The organism is Pseudomonas sp. (genome assembly GCF_035554175.1).
Taxonomy (GTDB): Bacteria; Pseudomonadota; Gammaproteobacteria; order Pseudomonadales; family Pseudomonadaceae; genus Aquipseudomonas.
Window position 1 is genome coordinate 328,158 of the sequence record NZ_DATMIV010000050.1, and the last position, 18,396, is coordinate 346,553.

At 61.0% G+C, this 18,396-nt stretch carries 19 protein-coding genes; 6 read left to right on the forward strand and 13 right to left on the reverse strand.

The annotated features are described in order from the left end of the window. The first annotated feature begins 30 nt into the window (after positions 1-30). The gene (locus tag VNV36_RS22865; RefSeq protein ID WP_325720827.1) at positions 31-723 is read left to right on the forward strand and encodes an aspartate/glutamate racemase family protein; all 693 of its coding nucleotides are present in this window, start codon (positions 31-33) and stop codon (positions 721-723) included. Position 724: 1 nt separating this feature from the next. Here the strand turns inward: VNV36_RS22865 and VNV36_RS22870 are convergent, their stop codons facing one another. After that, the gene (locus tag VNV36_RS22870; RefSeq protein ID WP_325720829.1) at positions 725-1,243 is read right to left on the reverse strand and encodes a GNAT family N-acetyltransferase; all 519 of its coding nucleotides are present in this window, start codon (positions 1,241-1,243) and stop codon (positions 725-727) included. A 456-nt stretch (positions 1,244-1,699) separates the two neighbouring features. Here VNV36_RS22870 and VNV36_RS22875 point away from each other — a divergent pair, with 456 nt between their 5' ends. Next, a complete protein-coding gene (locus VNV36_RS22875; protein ID WP_325720831.1) occupies positions 1,700-2,059 on the forward strand; it encodes a DUF6124 family protein in 360 nt (119 codons plus the stop codon). A gap of 202 nt (positions 2,060-2,261) precedes the next feature. On the opposite strand, the gene VNV36_RS22880 is transcribed toward VNV36_RS22875, so the two are convergent. The 10 genes from VNV36_RS22880 to VNV36_RS25870 form a co-directional block, all read right to left on the reverse strand. After that, a complete protein-coding gene (locus VNV36_RS22880; protein ID WP_325720833.1) occupies positions 2,262-3,242 on the reverse strand; it encodes a LysR substrate-binding domain-containing protein in 981 nt (326 codons plus the stop codon). 341 nt (positions 3,243-3,583) lie between these two features. Beyond that, positions 3,584-4,525 carry a peptidylprolyl isomerase gene (locus VNV36_RS22885; RefSeq protein ID WP_325720835.1) on the reverse strand — a complete coding sequence of 314 codons (942 nt, stop codon included), beginning with the start codon at positions 4,523-4,525 and terminating at the stop codon, positions 3,584-3,586. After that, on the reverse strand, positions 4,522-4,992 hold the full coding sequence (locus VNV36_RS22890; protein WP_325720837.1) for a YbjN domain-containing protein: 471 nt from the start codon (positions 4,990-4,992) through the stop codon (positions 4,522-4,524). The genes VNV36_RS22885 and VNV36_RS22890 overlap by 4 nt, the downstream gene beginning before the upstream one ends. A gap of 42 nt (positions 4,993-5,034) precedes the next feature. Beyond that, entirely contained in the window at positions 5,035-5,664 is a 630-nt protein-coding gene (locus VNV36_RS22895; protein ID WP_325720839.1) for a DNA repair protein, read from the reverse strand. 17 nt (positions 5,665-5,681) lie between these two features. Beyond that, the gene (locus tag VNV36_RS22900) at positions 5,682-7,379 is read right to left on the reverse strand and encodes a putative porin (protein WP_325720841.1); all 1,698 of its coding nucleotides are present in this window, start codon (positions 7,377-7,379) and stop codon (positions 5,682-5,684) included. 38 nt (positions 7,380-7,417) lie between these two features. Continuing rightward, positions 7,418-8,122 (reverse strand): energy transducer TonB family protein, encoded by a 705-nt coding sequence (locus tag VNV36_RS22905; protein ID WP_325720842.1) that lies wholly within the window; start codon positions 8,120-8,122, stop codon positions 7,418-7,420. Positions 8,123-8,125: 3 nt separating this feature from the next. Beyond that, on the reverse strand, positions 8,126-8,551 hold the full coding sequence (locus VNV36_RS22910; protein WP_007915482.1) for an ExbD/TolR family protein: 426 nt from the start codon (positions 8,549-8,551) through the stop codon (positions 8,126-8,128). A gap of 11 nt (positions 8,552-8,562) precedes the next feature. After that, complete coding sequence (locus VNV36_RS22915; protein WP_325720851.1) at positions 8,563-10,362, reverse strand: DUF2341 domain-containing protein; 1,800 nt, start codon at positions 10,360-10,362, stop codon at positions 8,563-8,565. Positions 10,363-10,374: 12 nt separating this feature from the next. After that, the gene (locus VNV36_RS22920; protein WP_325720853.1) at positions 10,375-11,973 is read right to left on the reverse strand and encodes a ShlB/FhaC/HecB family hemolysin secretion/activation protein; all 1,599 of its coding nucleotides are present in this window, start codon (positions 11,971-11,973) and stop codon (positions 10,375-10,377) included. A 54-nt stretch (positions 11,974-12,027) separates the two neighbouring features. Next, the gene (locus tag VNV36_RS25870) at positions 12,028-12,639 is read right to left on the reverse strand and encodes a transposase (protein WP_414705534.1); all 612 of its coding nucleotides are present in this window, start codon (positions 12,637-12,639) and stop codon (positions 12,028-12,030) included. A 395-nt stretch (positions 12,640-13,034) separates the two neighbouring features. On the opposite strand from VNV36_RS25870, the gene VNV36_RS22930 reads away from it, so the two are divergent. Together VNV36_RS22930 and VNV36_RS22935 are read left to right on the forward strand one after the other, a co-directional pair. Continuing rightward, the gene (locus VNV36_RS22930; protein WP_325720855.1) at positions 13,035-14,660 is read left to right on the forward strand and encodes an NADP-dependent glyceraldehyde-3-phosphate dehydrogenase; all 1,626 of its coding nucleotides are present in this window, start codon (positions 13,035-13,037) and stop codon (positions 14,658-14,660) included. 46 nt (positions 14,661-14,706) lie between these two features. Then, entirely contained in the window at positions 14,707-15,747 is a 1,041-nt protein-coding gene (locus VNV36_RS22935) for an FUSC family protein (protein ID WP_325720940.1), read from the forward strand. A 3-nt stretch (positions 15,748-15,750) separates the two neighbouring features. Here the strand turns inward: VNV36_RS22935 and VNV36_RS22940 are convergent, their stop codons facing one another. Beyond that, the gene (locus VNV36_RS22940) at positions 15,751-16,644 is read right to left on the reverse strand and encodes a DMT family transporter (protein ID WP_325720857.1); all 894 of its coding nucleotides are present in this window, start codon (positions 16,642-16,644) and stop codon (positions 15,751-15,753) included. Between the two features lie 149 nt (positions 16,645-16,793). Here VNV36_RS22940 and VNV36_RS22945 point away from each other — a divergent pair, with 149 nt between their 5' ends. Both VNV36_RS22945 and VNV36_RS22950 read left to right on the forward strand, forming a co-directional pair. Further along, positions 16,794-17,231 carry an Lrp/AsnC family transcriptional regulator gene (locus VNV36_RS22945; protein ID WP_325720858.1) on the forward strand — a complete coding sequence of 146 codons (438 nt, stop codon included), beginning with the start codon at positions 16,794-16,796 and terminating at the stop codon, positions 17,229-17,231. 61 nt (positions 17,232-17,292) lie between these two features. Continuing rightward, entirely contained in the window at positions 17,293-17,622 is a 330-nt protein-coding gene (locus VNV36_RS22950) for a YceK/YidQ family lipoprotein (protein WP_325720860.1), read from the forward strand. Between the two features lie 65 nt (positions 17,623-17,687). Here VNV36_RS22950 and VNV36_RS22955 read toward each other — a convergent pair whose 3' ends face one another. Further along, positions 17,688-18,359 (reverse strand): Bax inhibitor-1/YccA family protein, encoded by a 672-nt coding sequence (locus tag VNV36_RS22955; protein ID WP_325720862.1) that lies wholly within the window; start codon positions 18,357-18,359, stop codon positions 17,688-17,690. Positions 18,360-18,396: the final 37 nt, after the last annotated feature.

Consider the following 18,396-nt stretch of genomic DNA (forward strand, 5'->3'; position numbering starts at 1 on the left):
CACCACGCCATCACTGCACAGGAGCACCGTATGCGCACCATCGGCCTTATCGGCGGCATGAGCTGGGAGTCCAGCGCCGAATACTATCGCTTGATCAACCAGCAGGTTCGCGACCGTCTCGGGCCGTTGCGTTCGGCACAGTTGCTGATGTACAGCGTCGACTTCGGCCCGGTCGAACAGGCCCAGCATGCCGGACGCTGGGACGATGCCGCGGCGATTCTGGTAGATGCAGCGCGCAGGCTTGAAGCCGGCGGCGCCGATTGTGTAGTGCTGTGTACCAACACCATGCACAAGGTCGCCGAGCAGATTCAGGCAGCGATCAGCATTCCGTTTCTGCACATTGCTGAACCCGCCGCCCAGGCTGCACTGGAAATCGACGCGCGCACGGTCGGGCTGCTCGGCACCGCGTTCACCATGGAACAGGACTTCCTCAAGCAGCGTCTGATCGCCCAAGGCCTGACCGTGCTGGTGCCCGACGAAGCCGAACGCAAGGACGTACACCGGATCATCTACGAGGAACTCTGCGTCGGCATGATCAGCGAAACTTCCCGTCAGACCTACCAGCGGGTGATCGAATCACTCAGCGCCCGTGGCGCCCAGGCGATCATCCTCGGCTGTACCGAAATCGGCCTGCTGATCAAACCCGGACACAGCGCCCTGCCCCTGCTCGACACCACCGGGTTGCATGCGCAATCGGCGGTGGCGTTCGCTTTGGGCGACTGACTCAGGCTTTCGATAAATTGCGCAGACGGGCCATGCTCAGGGTGTCGACCCACTGCCCGTCACGTACCGCGTAATCTCGAAACAGCCCTTCGGCCTCGAAACCGAACTTGCGATAAAGTCCGATCGCCGCCTCGTTATCGGCGTACACCGTGAGTTCGACGCGGTGCAGATTCATCCAGTTGTCGGCAACCTCCAGCGCCGCCGCCAACAGCGTCGAACCGACCCCCTTGCCCTGCCACGCCAGCGCCACAGCCATGCCGAAACTGCCCGCGTGGGCACGGCGCATGCGGGCACAGGCCTCCAGGCCAATGTTGCCGATCACCACGCCCTGATGCAGCGCCACCAGTTTCAACGCACGCTCGTTGTCGCCCTGGATTCGCTGGCGCCAGATCTCAGCGGACTGGAACGGCATCTGCAGCACCTGCCGCGCCACGGCGGGGTCATTGTAAAGCGCGGTGATGCCTTCGAGGTGGGATTCGTTGGAGCGTTCGAGGTGGATGGTGGGGCTTGGGTCTGACATGGGATCGGTCCGTGATCAAAGGGGGCCCTAACTCTAAACTGCGGATCTTTAATCTGGCGAGGTGAAAATGTGGGAGCGAGCTTGCTCGCGAAAAGGAGCCATCAAGTCCGACGCAATTTTTTAAATTTAAACAAAGGTGTTTAAAAGACACCTCCAGACATGCCTTCCAGGCTACAAATCCTTGCGCCGTTACCTACAGCTACGCCAGAATCCGCCGGCTTGTACGCCTTGGGGGCGGGTTCTATTGTGGTGCGGTCGCTGAATCTTCAGTGATCGGGTTTAGCAGCCCGGCAAATTTTCAAGGCACGCTGGCTCCGCCTCTCTTTTTATGGCGGCTTGCGTGGGGCACTTCGGTGCGCCGGGATCCTTGAGCCTGGTCTGCTAACCCGCGTAAAGCCGCCACCCTCTTCGTTTAGCAGCGAAGGCTGCCGGCTCCATCTCTCAAGGAGCTTTACCATGATCAAACCAACACCCAACCCACCCGAAACCGACCCCACCTTCCCCTACGAATCCCTCGATTCCAAAAAACTCCACGACGCCGCCGAGCGCGCCCTCGACCATTACCTCTGCCCACCCGGCTCGACCCCTCCGCCGTACACTCCGCGATCGATGTACGCCGTCACCGCCGACACCAAAAACGAAGACCTGCTGGCCAACGCCTGCGAAACCCTCGCCTCGGCCAAAATCATCGCCCAGGAATTCGCCGGACTGGTCAAGCCGTCCCAGCGCCGGACGCTGATGGGCATCGCGCAACTGATCATGCTCGGCGAACTGGCGGTGAATCGGGTGCTGGATAATCTGGAGTTGCCGCAGTAGCTGGCCGTCAGTGAGGCGTTGAGCCTGCCGACGCCTTCGCGGGCAAGCCCGCTCCCACACGGGTCTCTGTCGATCACAAGGTTGTGCTCACGCCGTTAAACCTGTGGGAGCGAGCCTGCTCGCGAAGGCAGTGTGTCAGTCATTGAAGTATCGACTGGCGGACTGCATTCGCGAGCAGGCTCGCTCCTACAAGGGGATCGCGTTAAGGCTGGAACCATTCGTGGCGTTCGTTGAAGGTTTGCTGGATGAGGTCGGTGAGGGCTTTGATTTCCGGCGCGTTTTGTGAATCCGCGTTGATCGCGAGCCAAGCGTGTAGCTGCATCGGTTTGGCAAATAATCCGGGCAGCGCAATCAGGCCACGGTCGAAGCGGCTCATGTATGCCGGCAGCAAACCGATACACGCGCTGCACCGAATCATCTCCAGCATGAGCTCATAGGATTGCATCTGCACTACTCCGGCCAATCTCTGCTCCACCAGCGCATTCCAAGGCTGAAAGCTTTCAACTCGCCGATCATGCTGCCACTGCACCAGCATGAAATCCGCCAGATCACCCGGCGTTTGCGGTCGCGCGGTCACCCGTGAATAGCGCTTGGCAATGTGCGGCAGATACTCGATCTGCGCCAGGCATTGCGGTTCGCTGGTGGCGAACGTCGGGCCGGGATTTGGGGTTTGCCCGGGGGCGAGCCAGAGGACGATGTCGGCGCTGACGGCGCGCAGGGCCAGTTCGCTGTCGAGGGCGATGATTTCCAGGCGCAGGCTGGCGTTACGGCGCAACAGCGCGATGAGGTCGCGGCCGAGGATGTCGTGGAGGATCGATTCGGCGACGGCGAGGCGAATCAATCGCTGCTCGAGCACCGGAAGTTTGCGTTCGTGCGCCAGGGTGATGAGCCGGGCCTGCAATTGTTGACCTTCGCGAGTCAGGCTGAGGGCGCTGCCCTGAAAACTGAACAGGGAATGTTGCAGTTGTTGTTCCAGTTGCGCGAGTTGTTTGCGCAACAAGGTCGAGCGCACATTGAGGCTGCGCGCGGCCTGCATGAAGCAGCCGCAGCGGGCGCTGACCAGGAAGTATTGGGCGACTTCGTTGTCGATGGTCGCGGCCTGGTTGAGCCAGGGTTCGGCTTTGGTTTGCGGCGGGCGGTACTCGCTGGTGTTGGCGCGTCCTGCGGGCTCGGTGAATGACATTGATGACTCCCTGTCGATCTATGTGGTTGTCGTTGCGCAAATCTTTGTAGGAGCTGCGGCACGCTGCGATCTTTTGCTCTTTAGAAGCAAGATCAAAAGATCGCAGCCTCGTTTCACTCGACAGCTCCTACAGGAGCAACGTGTGTAGGAGCTGCGGCACGCTGCGATCTTTTGCTTTTTAGAAGCAAGATCAAAAGATCGCAGCTTCGTTTCACTCGACAGCTCCTACAGGAGCAACGTGTGTAGGAGCTGCGGCACGCTGCGATCTTTTGCTCTTTAGAAGCAATATCGAAAGATCGCAGCCTCGTTTCACTCGACAGCTCCTACAGGAGCAACGTGTGTCAGTTGCCTATTATTTTGTTCAGTTCAGCGCCGTCGATGCTCAGCGTCGCGGTGTTGAGCATGCCGTCCAGGTATGCCTGGGCGATCTGTTCCTGACGCTGGGCACGCAAGGCCTGGGTCAGTTGGTCGCGCAGTTCATCCAGTGTCGCGGTGCGCGCCGGTTGTTGCTCGGTGAGTTTGATCAGATGAAATCCGGCGGCGCTTTGTACGGGGTCAGATACAGCGCCGACCTTGAGCCGCGCCACGGCGCCACGTACCTCCGGCACCAGTTGCTGCAACGGTTGCAGCCCGGTGTCGCCGCCCCGCTCTGCCGTGACCCGATCCTGTGAATACTGGCTGGCCAGCGCAGCGAAATCACCCGGCGCCGACTGAGCTTTCTTGCTCAATTCGAGTGCTTGCTTGCGAACGGTTTCCACATTCGAGGCATCGCTCACCGCAAGGAAAATCTGGCTGACCCGGTACATCGCGGGCGTCTGCCAATTGGCCTTGCCCGCCTCGTACGCCTGTTGTAATTCGGTCGCACTCGGGTACTCCGCCGGCACTTGGCTCACCGAACGCAAGTAATCACGAAAAACAATCTGCTCAGTCGCCGCACGGGTTTGCCGGGCGACGTCGGGACGCTGGGCCCAGCCCTGGGCATCGGCCTGTTCCAGCACCGCTTTCTCGGCCAGTCGCGTGCGAATCCAGCGCTCCAGCGCCTCGCGATTACTGCGCAGTTGTTCGCGGGTTTGCGCCGGAACGGTGGCCAGCAACGCCTGCAATTCCTCAGGCGAGACCTGCTGATTGCCCAACCGCGCCACCGCCGGCCCGCTGGCAATCGTTGTTACTGGCGACGGCGGCTGAGCGGCCACCGGGTCACTGCCCGGTCGCAACACCAGCGCTACGGCCACCACCAACAGCGCCCCCGCTCCGGCGCCGATCACCATGGCTGGCTTCTTCACAGCGCGACTTCCTCTGGTTCGGCAACGGCGGCTTTTGCAGTGGATGCTTGCCCGGCCTGACTGAAGTCGCGCAGATAAACGATGAACTCCTGCAACAGGCGATCCCACAGTTCGAGGTTGCCACGCAGATGCTCGTTGCTGACGCCAGCGGCCACCACAACGTCCATTTCCATCAGCAAGAATTCGCCCTGCAACGACAACCGCGCAAACCGTCGCGTCGCGTTCCACTGTTCTGCCACACCTTGCGGCAGGTCGCCTTGCACGCGCAGCGCACAGCTGAACGTGAAATCGACGAAGCCGCCCTGCTCCGGCGCCGGGTTGCCGAAACGCACGGCGTAGCCGATGCCCTGACTGGCGCTGAGCAACTGGACAATGCCGTTCTGCTCGCTCTGGTTAACGCGGTAACCAGCGGCTTGCAGAACGTCGGTCAGCGATTGCGGGGACACTTGGGTGATCAATTGAGTCATGTCTGCTTCCTTGTTCATCAGTCTTTTGAATCCGTCTTTCAATCAGTGAGCGATCGCGGCTTTCGGCGCGTCGAATTGGGTCTTGTAGAGCTCGTCGCCAAAGCCCTGGGCCAGTTCATCGAACTTCACTCGAGCGCTGCCGGCGAAGGGCTGGCGGATTTTCATCACCTCGGCCACATCGATGTTTTCGTAGGCGCTGAGGATCTGTTTGGCGACGCCGTACATTTGCTGATTCTTGGCTGAACATTGCTGCACTTGTGTGTCACGTTCAGCCAGTTGTGTTTGCAACTTGGCGCGTTCCGCCTCTTTGGCGCGGGCCAGCACCAGCAACTCGTCGTAGGCCTTTTTGAATTTGCCGGTCTGCTCGACGCTGGCCGCCACCTGCGCCTGAGCCTGGCTGTGCAGGCTCTGTTGCTGCCCGGCCAGTTGTTCGGCGAGGCCTTTGGCTTTGGCCAGTTCAGCAGTCAATTGCTTGATCTGCGCCTGCGCAGCCTTGGCTTCGTTTTGCGCCGCCAGTTGCGCGGCGCTGGCCTGGGCCTGCTGGCTCTGCAAGGCCTGCAATTGCTGGGTGGTGCTGCGCAGTTGCGTGCGCAAGCGTTCTTCCATGCCTTCGGCGCTCGCCCCGGTGGCAATCAACAAACCCAGGCCCAGCGCGAAAAAACGCGTGTTCATAAAGCTCTCCCGGCGCCCTAGAAGCGCGTGTTGATTTCCAGCTGCAAGACATCGATGTCGAACGGCGCGCCGTACACCGTTTCGGTGCTCATCCAGCGGCCAGTGGCGGAAACGTTTTTCGCCAGACCGTAGTTGCCGCCCATGAAATAGCCCTTGGCGTTGGTGCCACCGAGGTGGAACGACGAATCGTTGAAGCCGTCCGGCAAGGCATCCGGCTGGATGTACTTGTAGCCGGCGAACAGGTTCCAGTCGCCCTTGCGCTTGAGGTCCAGCGCGTTGCCGAGGGTGAACTGCACCATCCACGCATTGGCGCCGCTTTCGATCTCGCCATTGCTGTCGAGGTTGTTGACGATCTGCCCGGCGGAGCGCTTGCGCATATCGCCTTCGTCGTAGCTGAGGTTGTGGATGTAGTTGCCCTGGCTGCGCAGTTTGAAGTCCTCGGGCAGGTCGGCGTCCCAGATCAGATTCAGGTCGAGCAGGTTGAACTCGGACGCCAGGCCGACGAATTGCGGTTGCGGCGTGGCGCTCGGGTTGAGCGGGTTCGGCGTGATATCACGTAACAGGAACACGCTGTTGCCCTTCTGCATGAATGCCGCGCGGGTGCCGTCGCTGTCGCAGCCCGGCGCACCGGCCCAGGGCTCGCAAGGGCTTGAGCGCTGGCCCTGAATGTCGTCGAAACGGTAATAGGCGAGCGCTCCTTTCAGACGGTTATTGCTGTTGATCGCCCACTTCGCGCCGAGCTGCGCGCCGTACAGCCACTTGTTGTCGCTCTCTTCCTTGTCGAAACCGTTGCTGCTGGACGTATCGTTGGTGTAGTCCACCGGGAACGCACCGACCGTGCCGAACACGCCCCAATCGCGGTTGAGCTTGTGGTCGAAAATCGCCGCCACGCCGTCGAAATTCAGATCGTTGGAATAGAGCATGTCGGTGGACATGAACGGGTTGGCGAAACGCCCACCGGTCAGGGTCAGCTCATCCAGCGGTTTCCAGGTCAGATAGCCCTGATCCAGCCAGATGTCTTTCTTGGCGAAGCCACCGCCGAGGTTCTGCGTGGTCGATACAGGGTTGTTGTCCGAACCGGTGCCGATGCGGATGCCGGCAGTCCATTCCTCCGAGATCACGGCTTTCATGCCCAGGCGTGCGCGCAGGCGAAACAGGTTCTCGCGGTCTTCGCGGGTGTTGAGCAACGGCGGCAAGCTGGTGCTGCTGTTGGGGTTTACGTCGTACGGGCCGTTGTTGTTGAGCTTGGCGAAATCGACGATTTCGTTGCTGTTGTTGCCCGAGTAGTAACGCGATTCGTCGCGCAGGCGAATGTCACCGTCGAAGCTGATACGCGAGGCCCAATCCGGAAAGGTATTGGGCGCTGCCCAGTTTTCCTGTTTGGCGGTGGCCATGACTTCGGCTTTGACCTGATCGCGAATCTGGTCGCGCACCGCCGCCGGCACGTATTGCACACGCACATCGCCCGGTGCGGCGACGGGTCCCGCCGCGACTGCGGTAGTGGCGGCAGCCTGTTTGGCCTGCGCCGCTTCGTTCTGCGCCTGAGCGATCAGCGCGTCGGCCTTGTCCTGTTTCAGAATGCCCTGCTCGACCAGCAAGCGGATCAGATTGATCGTGGCGTTCTCCGAGGGCGCAGGCGCTGCCGCGGCCTGACCGACCAGGGTCGCAATGACCATGCCGACCGCCAGGGACAATCGATTCACGTTGGAAATCATCTGCACACAACTCCTTTTGGCAACACTGAATAAGTGAATTAACCCGGACGCCGCCCTTGCAGGGACAGGCGCACAGGCAAAGTGATGGAGGCCGGAGGCCGTTCGCTGAGGGCCGGCGCACCGCGCAGCGCGGCCAGCACTTGGGTATCGATTTGCGGGTTGCCGCTGGACTTGACCAGCTCGACGCGGGTGATCTCGCCGACGCTGCTCAGCCAGACATCGGCCTGCAGCGAAAACGCGAGGTTGCGCAGCTCGGGGTTCTCGCGCAGCAAACGCTGGAAAGTGAACGCGAGAAACTGGCTGTAGGTGCCCGTGCCCAAACGCCCGCCGCCGGCACCGGCCATGCCGCCGCCCTTGCCTGCGCCGATGTTGAAAGCGTCACTGCCGGCCTGAGCATCGCCGTCCATTTGCATCGGGTTGGCCAGATCGTCCGCCGGCGATGGTGGCGCCTCTTCCTCGGGCTTGACCTCTTCCGGCTCGGGCGTTGGCTCGGGTTCGACGACTTTTTCCTCTACCGGTGTCTCCGGCTCCGGCGGTTTCTCAGGCGGCGGAGGTGGTGGTGGCGGCAACGGAATGATCGTCGGCACCTTCGGTGCTTCGCGACGCACACCGGCCATGTCGTTGGCCCATTGCCAGAGGAACCACGCGGCGAGCGCGCCGATGAGCAAACCGGCGCCCCACTTCACATAGCGCAATGGCGACTTTTTCACGGGCAGCGGCTCGATCGGGAGTTGTGCGGTCATGACTCAGCCCTGACTCGGTTTGCCGGTGACGAGACCGACCTGGGAGAGTTCCAGCCGGCGCAGCAGATCGAGCACTTCGATGACTTTCTGGTACTGCACCGTCGCATCGCCGCGCACGATCACCGGGAAATCCGGGCTCTGTGCCTTCTCGATACGCAAGCGTTCTTCCAGTTCGGCCAGCGTCACCGGATAGGCATCGAGGAACACCTGGCCGCCGTCATTCACCGAGATCGCCTTGGTCTTGGCCTCGGACAGCGACACCGAAGCGCTGGCCTTGGGCAGGTTGATCTGGATCCCGGACACCTGCGCGGTGGCGGTGAGGATGAACATCACCAGCACCACCATCAGCACGTCGACCAGTGGAGTGATGTTGATGCTGTCCACCGCGGCATCTTCGTCATCGTCATGGGAGGCATTTACGGACGCCATGGCAGTGCTCCTCAGGCCGGTACAGAGTGGTTGGCGTGATGGCCGCGCTGATGCGACGACTCACTGAACTGGCTCTCGCCGTGCATCTCCGCCAGGCGGGTGATGAACTCGTCGACGAACACGCGCATGTCGGCGCTGACTTCCTTGTTGCGGGTGATCAGGCGGTTGTAGCCGAACAGCGCCGGGATCGCGACGAACAGGCCCATCGCCGTGGCCAACAGAGCGGCGGCCATGCCCGGCGCGATGGCGTTGATGTTGACGTCGCCGGCCATCGCCGTGCCGAGGAACACCACCATGATCCCCAGCACCGTGCCGAGCAGGCCGATGTACGGGCCGCCGGCAATGGCGTTGGACAGGGTCGAAAGTTTCGAGCTCAGTTGCTGGTTCTCGCGGGTGCGCACGCCGTCCATCGAGCAGCGGATGGCTTCGATGGTCGCGGCGGAAACCGACGAGGTATCGGCGCCCTGCTCGCGGCGGGTGCGGATTTCCTTGACGGCCACCAGATACAGGCGCCACAGCGACGAATGCTGTAGACGCTGGGCGAGTTGCGCGTCGTCGGCGAACATTTCCAGACGCGTGCCGACTTTGGCGAACTGCACGCGGAAGTCTTCGTTGGCCGCAGTGACGCGGCTGAGGCTGCGGTTCTTGCGCAGCATGATGATCCACGACTGGAACATCATCAGCACCAGCACGGCGATGATCACCCACGCGTCGACCGGCACCGCGTTGAGCAGGAAGCCAAGGCTGCCGAAACCGAAGCCGGACTGCTCTTCGTCGACGCCGTAAGCCACCAGTTTCGACTCGGCGCCTTGCGAGGTGGCATCGGCGAGCAACAGCGCGGCGGGACGGGCGACTTTCGACAGGCGCAGTTCGTCGATGGCGCCAGCGAATGGCTGGAACGCACCTTCATGCAGATCGGCGCCGATGGCCATGACCGAGTTGAACGCTGGCATCGCCTGGGCCAGAACCGCACTTTCGCGACCATTGAGATACAGCGTGACTTTCGCGCCTTCGGCGGTCAGCGCCACGTGCTGCCATTGCGCAGGCGTCAGCGCCTGCGTGGCGGCGGCACGCTGGCCGTTGATCTCGACGAACGGCAGGCCCTGGCTGACGCCGATCAGCAGACTTTGCGCGCCTTCGCGGCGGGCCAGAATCAGTTGCTCGCCACTGGCCTGATCCAGACGCAGCCAGGCACTGAAGGTGAACGCGCTGCCAGCGTTGTGCTGCAGCGAAGGACTGGCCGGCAGCAGTAACGGTTGACCGCTGAACTGCAAGGCGCGTCCTACGACGCCATCTATTGCTACGCCGGTCGCGCTTTGCGCGGTGTTGCCATACGCCGTGGTGTCTTTCGCCGGGGTGCCGGTGGCGCCGTCGAAGTGATACAGCGCGGTGTAATTCGGATCGAACGTCAGCTGGCCGTTGCCGGTGGCCGGGGCTTTCTGGTTGCCGTAATACATCCAGATGTCCTGGCGCTGGCCGCCCTCGACATTCGGCACATCAACCCAGATCAGCGCCATGCCCATCAGCGCGTCGAAACTCTCGATCTGATGGTTGAGCACGGTTTTGTCATCGGCGGCGACGAAGCGCAGATCCGAACCGTCCTCTTTCACACCGTCGAAAGTGAAGTTGCCGGTGTGCAGGCGCACCAGCAACGCGGTGCGGCCGAGCGCCTGATTGATCGCCGCGCCTTGCGGCGTGGTGTCGACGGCGATCTGTTTGCGGTAATGCCAGTCGTCCTGCCACCAGGCCTGAGCCGTGGCCGGGAGCACGAAGCCCAGGCAGATCAACAACGAAAGGAAAAGGCGTTGCATGGACGTGCTCCGTTAAAAAGTGGCTTGAAGGTTAAAGTGCAGGCGCGATTCCTGCTTCGAGGTGTTCGGCCCTTCGAGTAGCGGGTAGCCCCAATCGAGGCTGCCGGACAGCCATTTACTGAGGCTGGCGCGGGTGCCGAGACCGACGCTGGCCAGGGCGTAGTTGGCGTCCTGATCCGGCAGTTCGTCGCGCAGATACAGCTGCGCACCTTCGGCAAAGGCATAGAAGCGCCAGTCCTGAATCCACGTGCCGGCAAATTTCGCCAGCGACGGTGTGCGCAATTCCTGGCTGAGCAGGTAGCCGTCATCGGCGGTGCGCTCGGCAGCCAGATAGCCGCGCACCGAGGTGGCGCCGCCGGCGGAAAATTGTTCGTTGGAAACCAGCGGCCCCGAGGCCAGTTGAAATGCGGCTTTGCTTGCGCTCTGCCAGTCGTTGTCGAAGGTCCAGGTGTAATTGGTGTCGCCCTTGAGCACGGCGAAACTCGGCTTGGCGCGGTAGCGTTTGTAGTCGAAATCTTCGTCGTCGCTGCCATAGCCGAATACGCTGCGGGTGGCGGCAACCAAGCTCAGGCCGAGGCCGAGCTGACTCTTTTCGCTGTAGCGATAACCGTTGTAGGCGAAGGTGAACGGCGCGTATTTCAACGGCACCTTGTCGCTTTCGCCGGACAGGCTCAGACGTTCGTCGAAGTCCTTGAAGTCGATGCCGGCCGACAGCGAGTTCGACCAGTTGCCGCTCGACGGCAACGTGTAAATTGCCGCAACGCCATAGGAATGGCCCTTGCCGAGCACGTTGCTGCCACCGATCGTGGCCACGTTGCTGTCCGACTGGTAACCGGAGAACTGCACGCTCCAGCGTTCGCTCAGCGGCGCGGTATAGGAGCCCGACCAGACCTTGGCGTTGTCGGTTTCCTGTGGCGCAGTGAAGAACGTCAGGTTGACGCTGTGGCCGAGCTGCCAGAGGTTGTTGTAACCGAGGCTGGTGACGCTGCGCAGCTTCTCGGTGTCGGCGCTGTAGTCGTTGTTCAGGCCGACGCTGGCAGTCCACGGGTTCTGGTCTTCGACCTGCAGATCGACATCCATGGTGCCGGGGCGCTGGCCTTCACGCACCAACGGCATGACCTGGCGTCCGGGGGTTTTATTCAGTTGCGCCAGTTCGCCCTGGACCTTGGCGAAGTCCGGCACCTCGCCTTCCTTCAGCGCCGGTACGTTGTCGCGGATGTCCAGTGGCGAATAGTGTTTGGCACCGACCACACGCACCCGGCCGACCCTGGTTTCGCTGACCTGCAAATAGACGATGCCATCGGCCACGGCCTGCTCGGGCAGCTCGACGAACACCGATTGGTAGCCGCGCTCCTGATAAGCCTTCTGCAGCGCATCGCGGGCGCCTTCGATGTCGCTCAAGGCTTTTTGCGGGCCGAGGTACGGGTACACCGCTTCCTCGATCGCCCGCGCATCGAGCACGGTGTTGCCGCGCACGAAGTACTCGTTGACGTCGACCAGACGCTGCGCGGCGGGCGCCTCTGCGCCCTCCTCGGCCAGCGCCGGCTGCGCGCCCGCCGTCACCAGCAGCCAGCCCCACAGCGCCAGCCGTGACGTGAAAATCCGTTCCACACTACCCCCTGAAATTCGCGATGACCTGATGGCGTTAGCGCCCGGTGTGTTGCGTCAATTGCTGATCGTTGTGGCGCAGGTGTGCTTGCCCAGCCAGGTGTGCAACAGCGCGAAGTTCAGCGAGAACTCAGGCATTTGCAGCAAGGCGCCGCAGAACACTTCGCCGATGATTTTCTGAATCAACAGCACCGCGCGCGGCTCGTTGAGCAGCGTGGCGATGTCGCGACTGAGGGCGTTGAAGCTCCAGACCTTCTGGTTCAGGCCCAGGCCGACGAACCAGCGGAACAGCAGGTTGTAGTTGAGCTGTTCATAGAGTTGCTGTTCGCTGGGCACCGAATACAGCAGTTGCAGGAGCAGGATGTGCATGACCGTTTGCGCGGGAATGAGCATGCCGGGTTGGGCATTGAGGTCGTGCAGCAGGTCGCGGTGGGTGTCGAGCAGGTCGTCGATCTGCGGACGCAACAAGACCAGCGAATGGCCCGGCGGAATGTAGCTGGAGACCTCTTTCAAGGCGCCCTGCCAGTCATCCTGCGAGACAATCCAGACCCACGGCGCGCCGTAGCGATACACCGAAACAGGCTTCTTGCGCGCGGCCTCGACGATCTTCGACAGACGTTGATCGAGCTCCTGCATGCCCACTTTCGAATAGCGTTCCATAGTCCCCATTGCCTCACTCCCGGCGTCCCGCGTCGGCTTGCAAAGTGCGCCCCTAAAGGCTCCTCAAGCGCGTTACACAGGCATGACCGGACTGGCTATGTGCTACCGAACTTTTGTCATAAAAGCTTCATTACCGAAGACGGATTGATGGATGTACACGCTCGACTGTGGGAGCGAGCCTGCTCGCGAATGCGTCAGGTCAGCCAATGAAGGTATTGAGTGTGCCGTCGTCTTCGCGAGCAGGCTCGCTCCCACAGGGGAAACGGCGTTGTTCCTGCCCTCCTGCCCTGCACCGCTGCGTGACATTCGCATGACATTCACAGGGTTAAATCCGAGGGCATTCAGGCGTATAACCTTCACAAGACTTTTTGATCGGCACGCCGGTTTCAACACAGGGTAGCGACATGACCACAGCAAACATCCTTGGCAACCTGTTCCCTTCTGTCAGCGACATCCCGGAAAAATACCGCCTGGACGACCAGGTCGAGCAACGCGAATACCTGGTCGACGGGCAATTGCGCCGCTGGGACGGCCCGCTCGCGCAGGTGCGCAGCCCGGTCTATGTGCGAGGTGAGACGGGCGAAGAGCAAGTGATCCTCGGCAGCACACCGCTGCTGGATGCCGAAACCGCCCTCACCGCTCTGGACGCCGCCGTCCGCGCGTATGACCGAGGACAGGGCCTGTGGCCGACCATGCGTGTGGCCGAACGCATCCAGCATGTCGAAGCCTTCCTCGGCCGCATGCGCGAGCAGCGCGAAGCGGTGGTGAAACTGCTGATGTGGGAGATCGGCAAGAACCTCAAGGACTCGGAAAAAGAGTTCGACCGCACCTGCGACTACATCGTCGATACCATCAACGCCCTGAAAGAACTTGACCGCCGCTCCAGCCGTTTCGAGCTGGAGCAGGACACCCTCGGCCAGATCCGCCGCGTACCACTTGGCGTCGCCCTGTGCATGGGGCCTTACAACTATCCGCTGAACGAAACCTTCACTACGTTGATCCCGGCGCTGATCATGGGCAACACCGTGGTATTCAAACCGGCCAAACTCGGCGTGCTGCTGATCCGCCCGTTGCTCGAAGCGTTCCGTGACAGCTTCCCGACCGGCGTGATCAACGTGATCTACGGCAGCGGCCGTGAGACCGTCAGTGCATTGATGGCCAGCGGCAAGATCGACATCTTCGCCTTCATCGGCACCAATAAAGCCGCCAGCGACCTGAAGAAACTGCACCCGAAACCGCACCGCCTGCGTGCCGCGCTGGGTCTGGATGCAAAGAACCCTGGCATCGTTTTGCCCGAGGTCGATCTGGACAACGCAGTGAGCGAAGCGGTGACAGGCTCGCTATCGTTCAACGGCCAGCGCTGCACTGCACTGAAAATACTGTTTGTCCATGAGGATGTCGTTGACAGCTTCATCGAGAAATTCAACGCCAGACTGGCCACGCTGAAACCGGGCATGCCGTGGGACAGCGGCGTGGCGCTGACGCCGCTGCCGGAGTCAGGCAAGGTTGATTATCTGCACGGTCTGGTAGCGGATGCGCAAAGCAAAGGTGCGCAGGTGGTCAATCCGAATGGCGGCGAATCTCATGCTTCGTTCTTCTACCCGGCGGTGCTGTACCCGGTGAATCCGCAAATGCGCGTTTATCAGGAAGAACAGTTCGGCCCGGTGGTGCCGATCGTGCCGTACCGTCACCTCGATACGGTGATCGATTACGTGCTCGAATCCGACTTCGGCCAGCAGTTGAGCATTTTCGGCACCAACCCGGTGGCGGTCGGGCGGCTGGTCGACACGTTCGCCAATCAGGTCGGCCGAATCAACCTCAACGCCCAGTGCCAGCGCGGCCCGGACACCTACCCGTTCAACGGTCGCAAGAACTCTGCCGAAGGCACGCTGTCGGTACACGATGCGTTGCGGGTGTTTTCGATCCGCACGCTGGTGGCGACCAAATTCCAGGAGAGCAACAAGGATCTGATCAGCGAAATCATTCGCGGGCGCGATTCGAGTTTCCTGACCACCGATTACATTTTCTGACGAGGGCCTTGCACTGAGTAGATTCAGCACCCATCGATGGCCACCGCTGTTGCGCCGGATCCTGCGACCGCTGCTTGATCCGTATCGGCGCTACCGCCACGCGCGACTGATCCACTCGTTGCGGGTGGCATTGGGATTGTTGGCGACGATTCTGCTGACCACCGGCATCAGCCTGCCCCACGGCGAATGGGCCTCGGTGACCATGCTGGTGGTCATCGGCGGTTTGCAGCATCACGGCAATATCGGCAAAAAAGCCGCCGAGCGCGCCATCGGCACCTTGATCGGCGCGGGTGTCGGACTGGCATTGGTGGCGCAGCATGCCTGGCTGGGCATGCCTTGGCTGACTTACTTTTCGATGGCCGTGGTGTGCGGTTTTTTCTCTTATCACGCGATCGGAAAAGGCGGCTATACCGCCCTGCTCTCGGCCATCACCGTGTTCATCGTCGCCGGGCATGGCGACAACCCGATCACCGATGGTTTGTGGCGTGGCGTCGATATATTGATCGGTATCGCCCTGGCCCTGGCCTTTTCCTTCGCCTTGCCGCTCTACGCGGTGTATTCGTGGCGCTATAACCTCGCCGATGCCTTGCGCGACTGCGCTACGGTTTATGGCCGTATCATCAGCGGTGAGCCGATCAGCACTGATGAACATGTGCGGCTGATGAGCAAGCTCGGTGCGGTGATGGTGCAGTTGCGTTCGCTGATGCCGTCGGTGTCCAAGGAAGTGAAAATATCCATGACCGAACTGGATGCGCTTCAGCGCAACCTGCGGATGTGCATCAGCACCCTGGAAATCCTCGGCAACATCCGCCCCAACGCCACCGACCCACAGGCCACCGCCCATCTGCAAACAGCGCTCAAGGCTGAACACCGGCAGATTCGCGTGCAACTGATCGGCATGGCTCGCGCATTGAAAACCGGCGCCTCGCAGCGGCTTGATCGGCCAATGGAACTGCCGGGCGCGGAACTGGATGCGCCGGTTGCCAATACGCTGGACGGCTACCGGATGTTGACCCGGCAACTTGCTGCCAACATCAGCGAAATGCGCCAGCGCCTGGCGGCCACCGCGCCGCGCTGGAACATCTGACTCTTACGGCGTCGCCAGCCGCCGGGCTTTCCAGCCCCAACCTTGTTGCATGCCGGCAGCGGCGAGCAGGATCGCCGCGACGCCGACCCACTGCAGCAATTCGAGGCGATGGCCGAAGGCGAACCAGTCAACAAAGATCGCCGCAATCGGATAGATGAAGGACAGCGCGCCAGTCAATGCGGTCGGCAATTTTTGAATCGCGCCGTACAGCAACACATACATCAGACCGGTGTGAACGATGCCCAGGGTCACCAGACTGGCCCAGGCATCGGCGCCTTGCGGCAACGCATCGAAGTGGGCAAACGGCGCGAGCAGTAACACCCCGGTGCACACTTGAATCAGTGCAATCAGATGCGGCGGCGTACCGGTCAGGCGCTTGATGATCAGCGCGGCAATCGCATACAACAACGCCGCACCCAACGCCAAAGCGATTCCCAGCAGATAGTCATTGCCGCTGTCGCCGTGGGTACCATGTGCGCTGACAATCGCGAGCATGCCCACGAACGAAATCGCTAGCCAGAACAGCTTCTGCACAGTGATTTTTTCCCCGAGAAACAACGCAGCCAAGCCGACCAGCATGAACGGTTGCACGTTATAGACGGCGGTACCGATGGCAATCGAAGCGCGGGAATAGGAAGCGAACAGCAATACCCAGTTGCCAACAATCGCGCCCCCGCTGAGCACAGCCAGCAGGAATGTGGTGCGGGTCAGAATGCCTGAACGCAGGAAGCCGAACGCGGCGCAGATCAACAGCAAAGTGCCGGCGCCGAACACGCAGCGCCAGAACACCACGTCCAGTACGGATTGCCCGGACACCAGCACAAACCAGCCGATTGTCCCGGATATCAGCATGGCGGCGGTCATTTCCAGCGAGCCGCGACGGATTACGTTGTCCATCATTTCTTCTCCTGAGCCTGTAGTGTAAACATGGCAAAAGTATGCCAAGCGCACACCGGGCTGCTCCAGCGCATAAAGCAGGCTAAACTCGATCTTTGCCTTTTTTATCGAGGGTGATTCGCGCCCTCTGCCTAATCGGGACTTTGCTCATGACTGACGATATCGACCAGATCCTCATCAGCGCGCTGATGGAAGATTCGCGGCGCTCGCTCAAGGCACTGGCGCAGATCAGCGGCTTGTCCTCGCCAAGCGTGGCCGAGCGGTTGCGGCGTCTGGAAGAGCGCGGCGTGCTAAAGGGCTACACCGTGGAGATCGATCCGAAATGCTTCGGCTATCAATTGCAGGCGATCGTTCGGGTCCGGCCGCTGCCGGGGCAATTGCAGGAGGTAGAGCGGCAGATTCTGTCGATTCCCGAATTCACGGAGTGCGACAAGGTGACTGGCGAAGATTGCTTTATCGCTCGCCTGCATGTGCGCTCGATGGAACAACTCGACACCCTGCTCGACCGCCTCAACACCTTGGCCGAAACCAACACATCTATTGTCAAAAAAACCCCGGTCAAACGGCGACTGCCGCCGATGGCCTAGGTGCTTTCTTGTGCGCGTACCGACGTATGATTGACGCCTTTTTTGGCTAGGGAATGGCGATATGAAAATCCAGGTATTAATGCTCGCGGCATTGCTGCTCAACGGCTGTGGCACGATACAAACGGTGGTTCGCAACGATCAGGCTGCCGTTGACGGGCTCAAGGAACAAAAGAGTTACTGCGGGGCGGTGCCGAGAATTTACAGCGGCCTCGCCTATGACTTTTGCACGCTGAACGCTCCGCTGGCGTCAGGTATCGATCCCGATGATCATCGCAATGCGGCGATCCCCGTGGTGCTGGTCGATGCCGTGCTATCCGGCGCGCTCGATACCTTGCTGCTGCCCTACACGATCTACCGCCAGCAAGCGGATGGCAGCATCGTCATCAACTGAACCGGGACCTTTCTCCAGACAACAAAAAACCCGCCGAAGCGGGTTTTTTGTTCAAAGCGTTACGATCAATCGTCGCGGCCCATGATGCCAAACAGTTGCAGCAGGCTGACGAAAAGGTTGTAGATCGATACATACAGGCTGATGGTCGCCATGATGTAGTTGCGCTCGCCGCCGTGGATGATCGCGCTGGTCTGGAACAGAATGCAGACCGACGAGAACAGCACGAAACCGGCGCTGATCGCCAGTTGCAGGCCACTGATCTGGAAGAAGAAGCTTGCGACCACCGCGCCCAGCAAGACAAAGAAACCGGCGGTGATGAAACCGCTCAGGAAGCTCATGTCCTTGCGCGAGATCAGCACGTAGGCCGACAGACCACCAAACACCAGCGCGGTCATGGCGAATGCCGAGCTGACCACTTCGGCGCCGCCCTGCATGCCCAGATAACGGTTGAGGATCGGGCCGAGCAGGAAACCCATGAAACCGGTCAACGCGAAAGCGGACACCAGGCCCCACGCGGAATCACGGAGTTTGTTGGTGAGGAAGAACAGCCCGTAGAAGCCGATCAGCACCACGAAGATGTTCGGGTAGCCGACACGCATCTGCTGGGCTACGAAGGCCATCACGCCGCTGAATGCGAGGGTCAGAGCCAAGAGACCATAAGTGTTGCGCAGGACGCGGCTAACCTCTAGCTGCTCAGCCTGCACGCTGTTATTAACTGCGTAATCCTGTTCGCGCATGGCGACACTCCTGTTGGTTTGAAACGTTCAGTCGCAA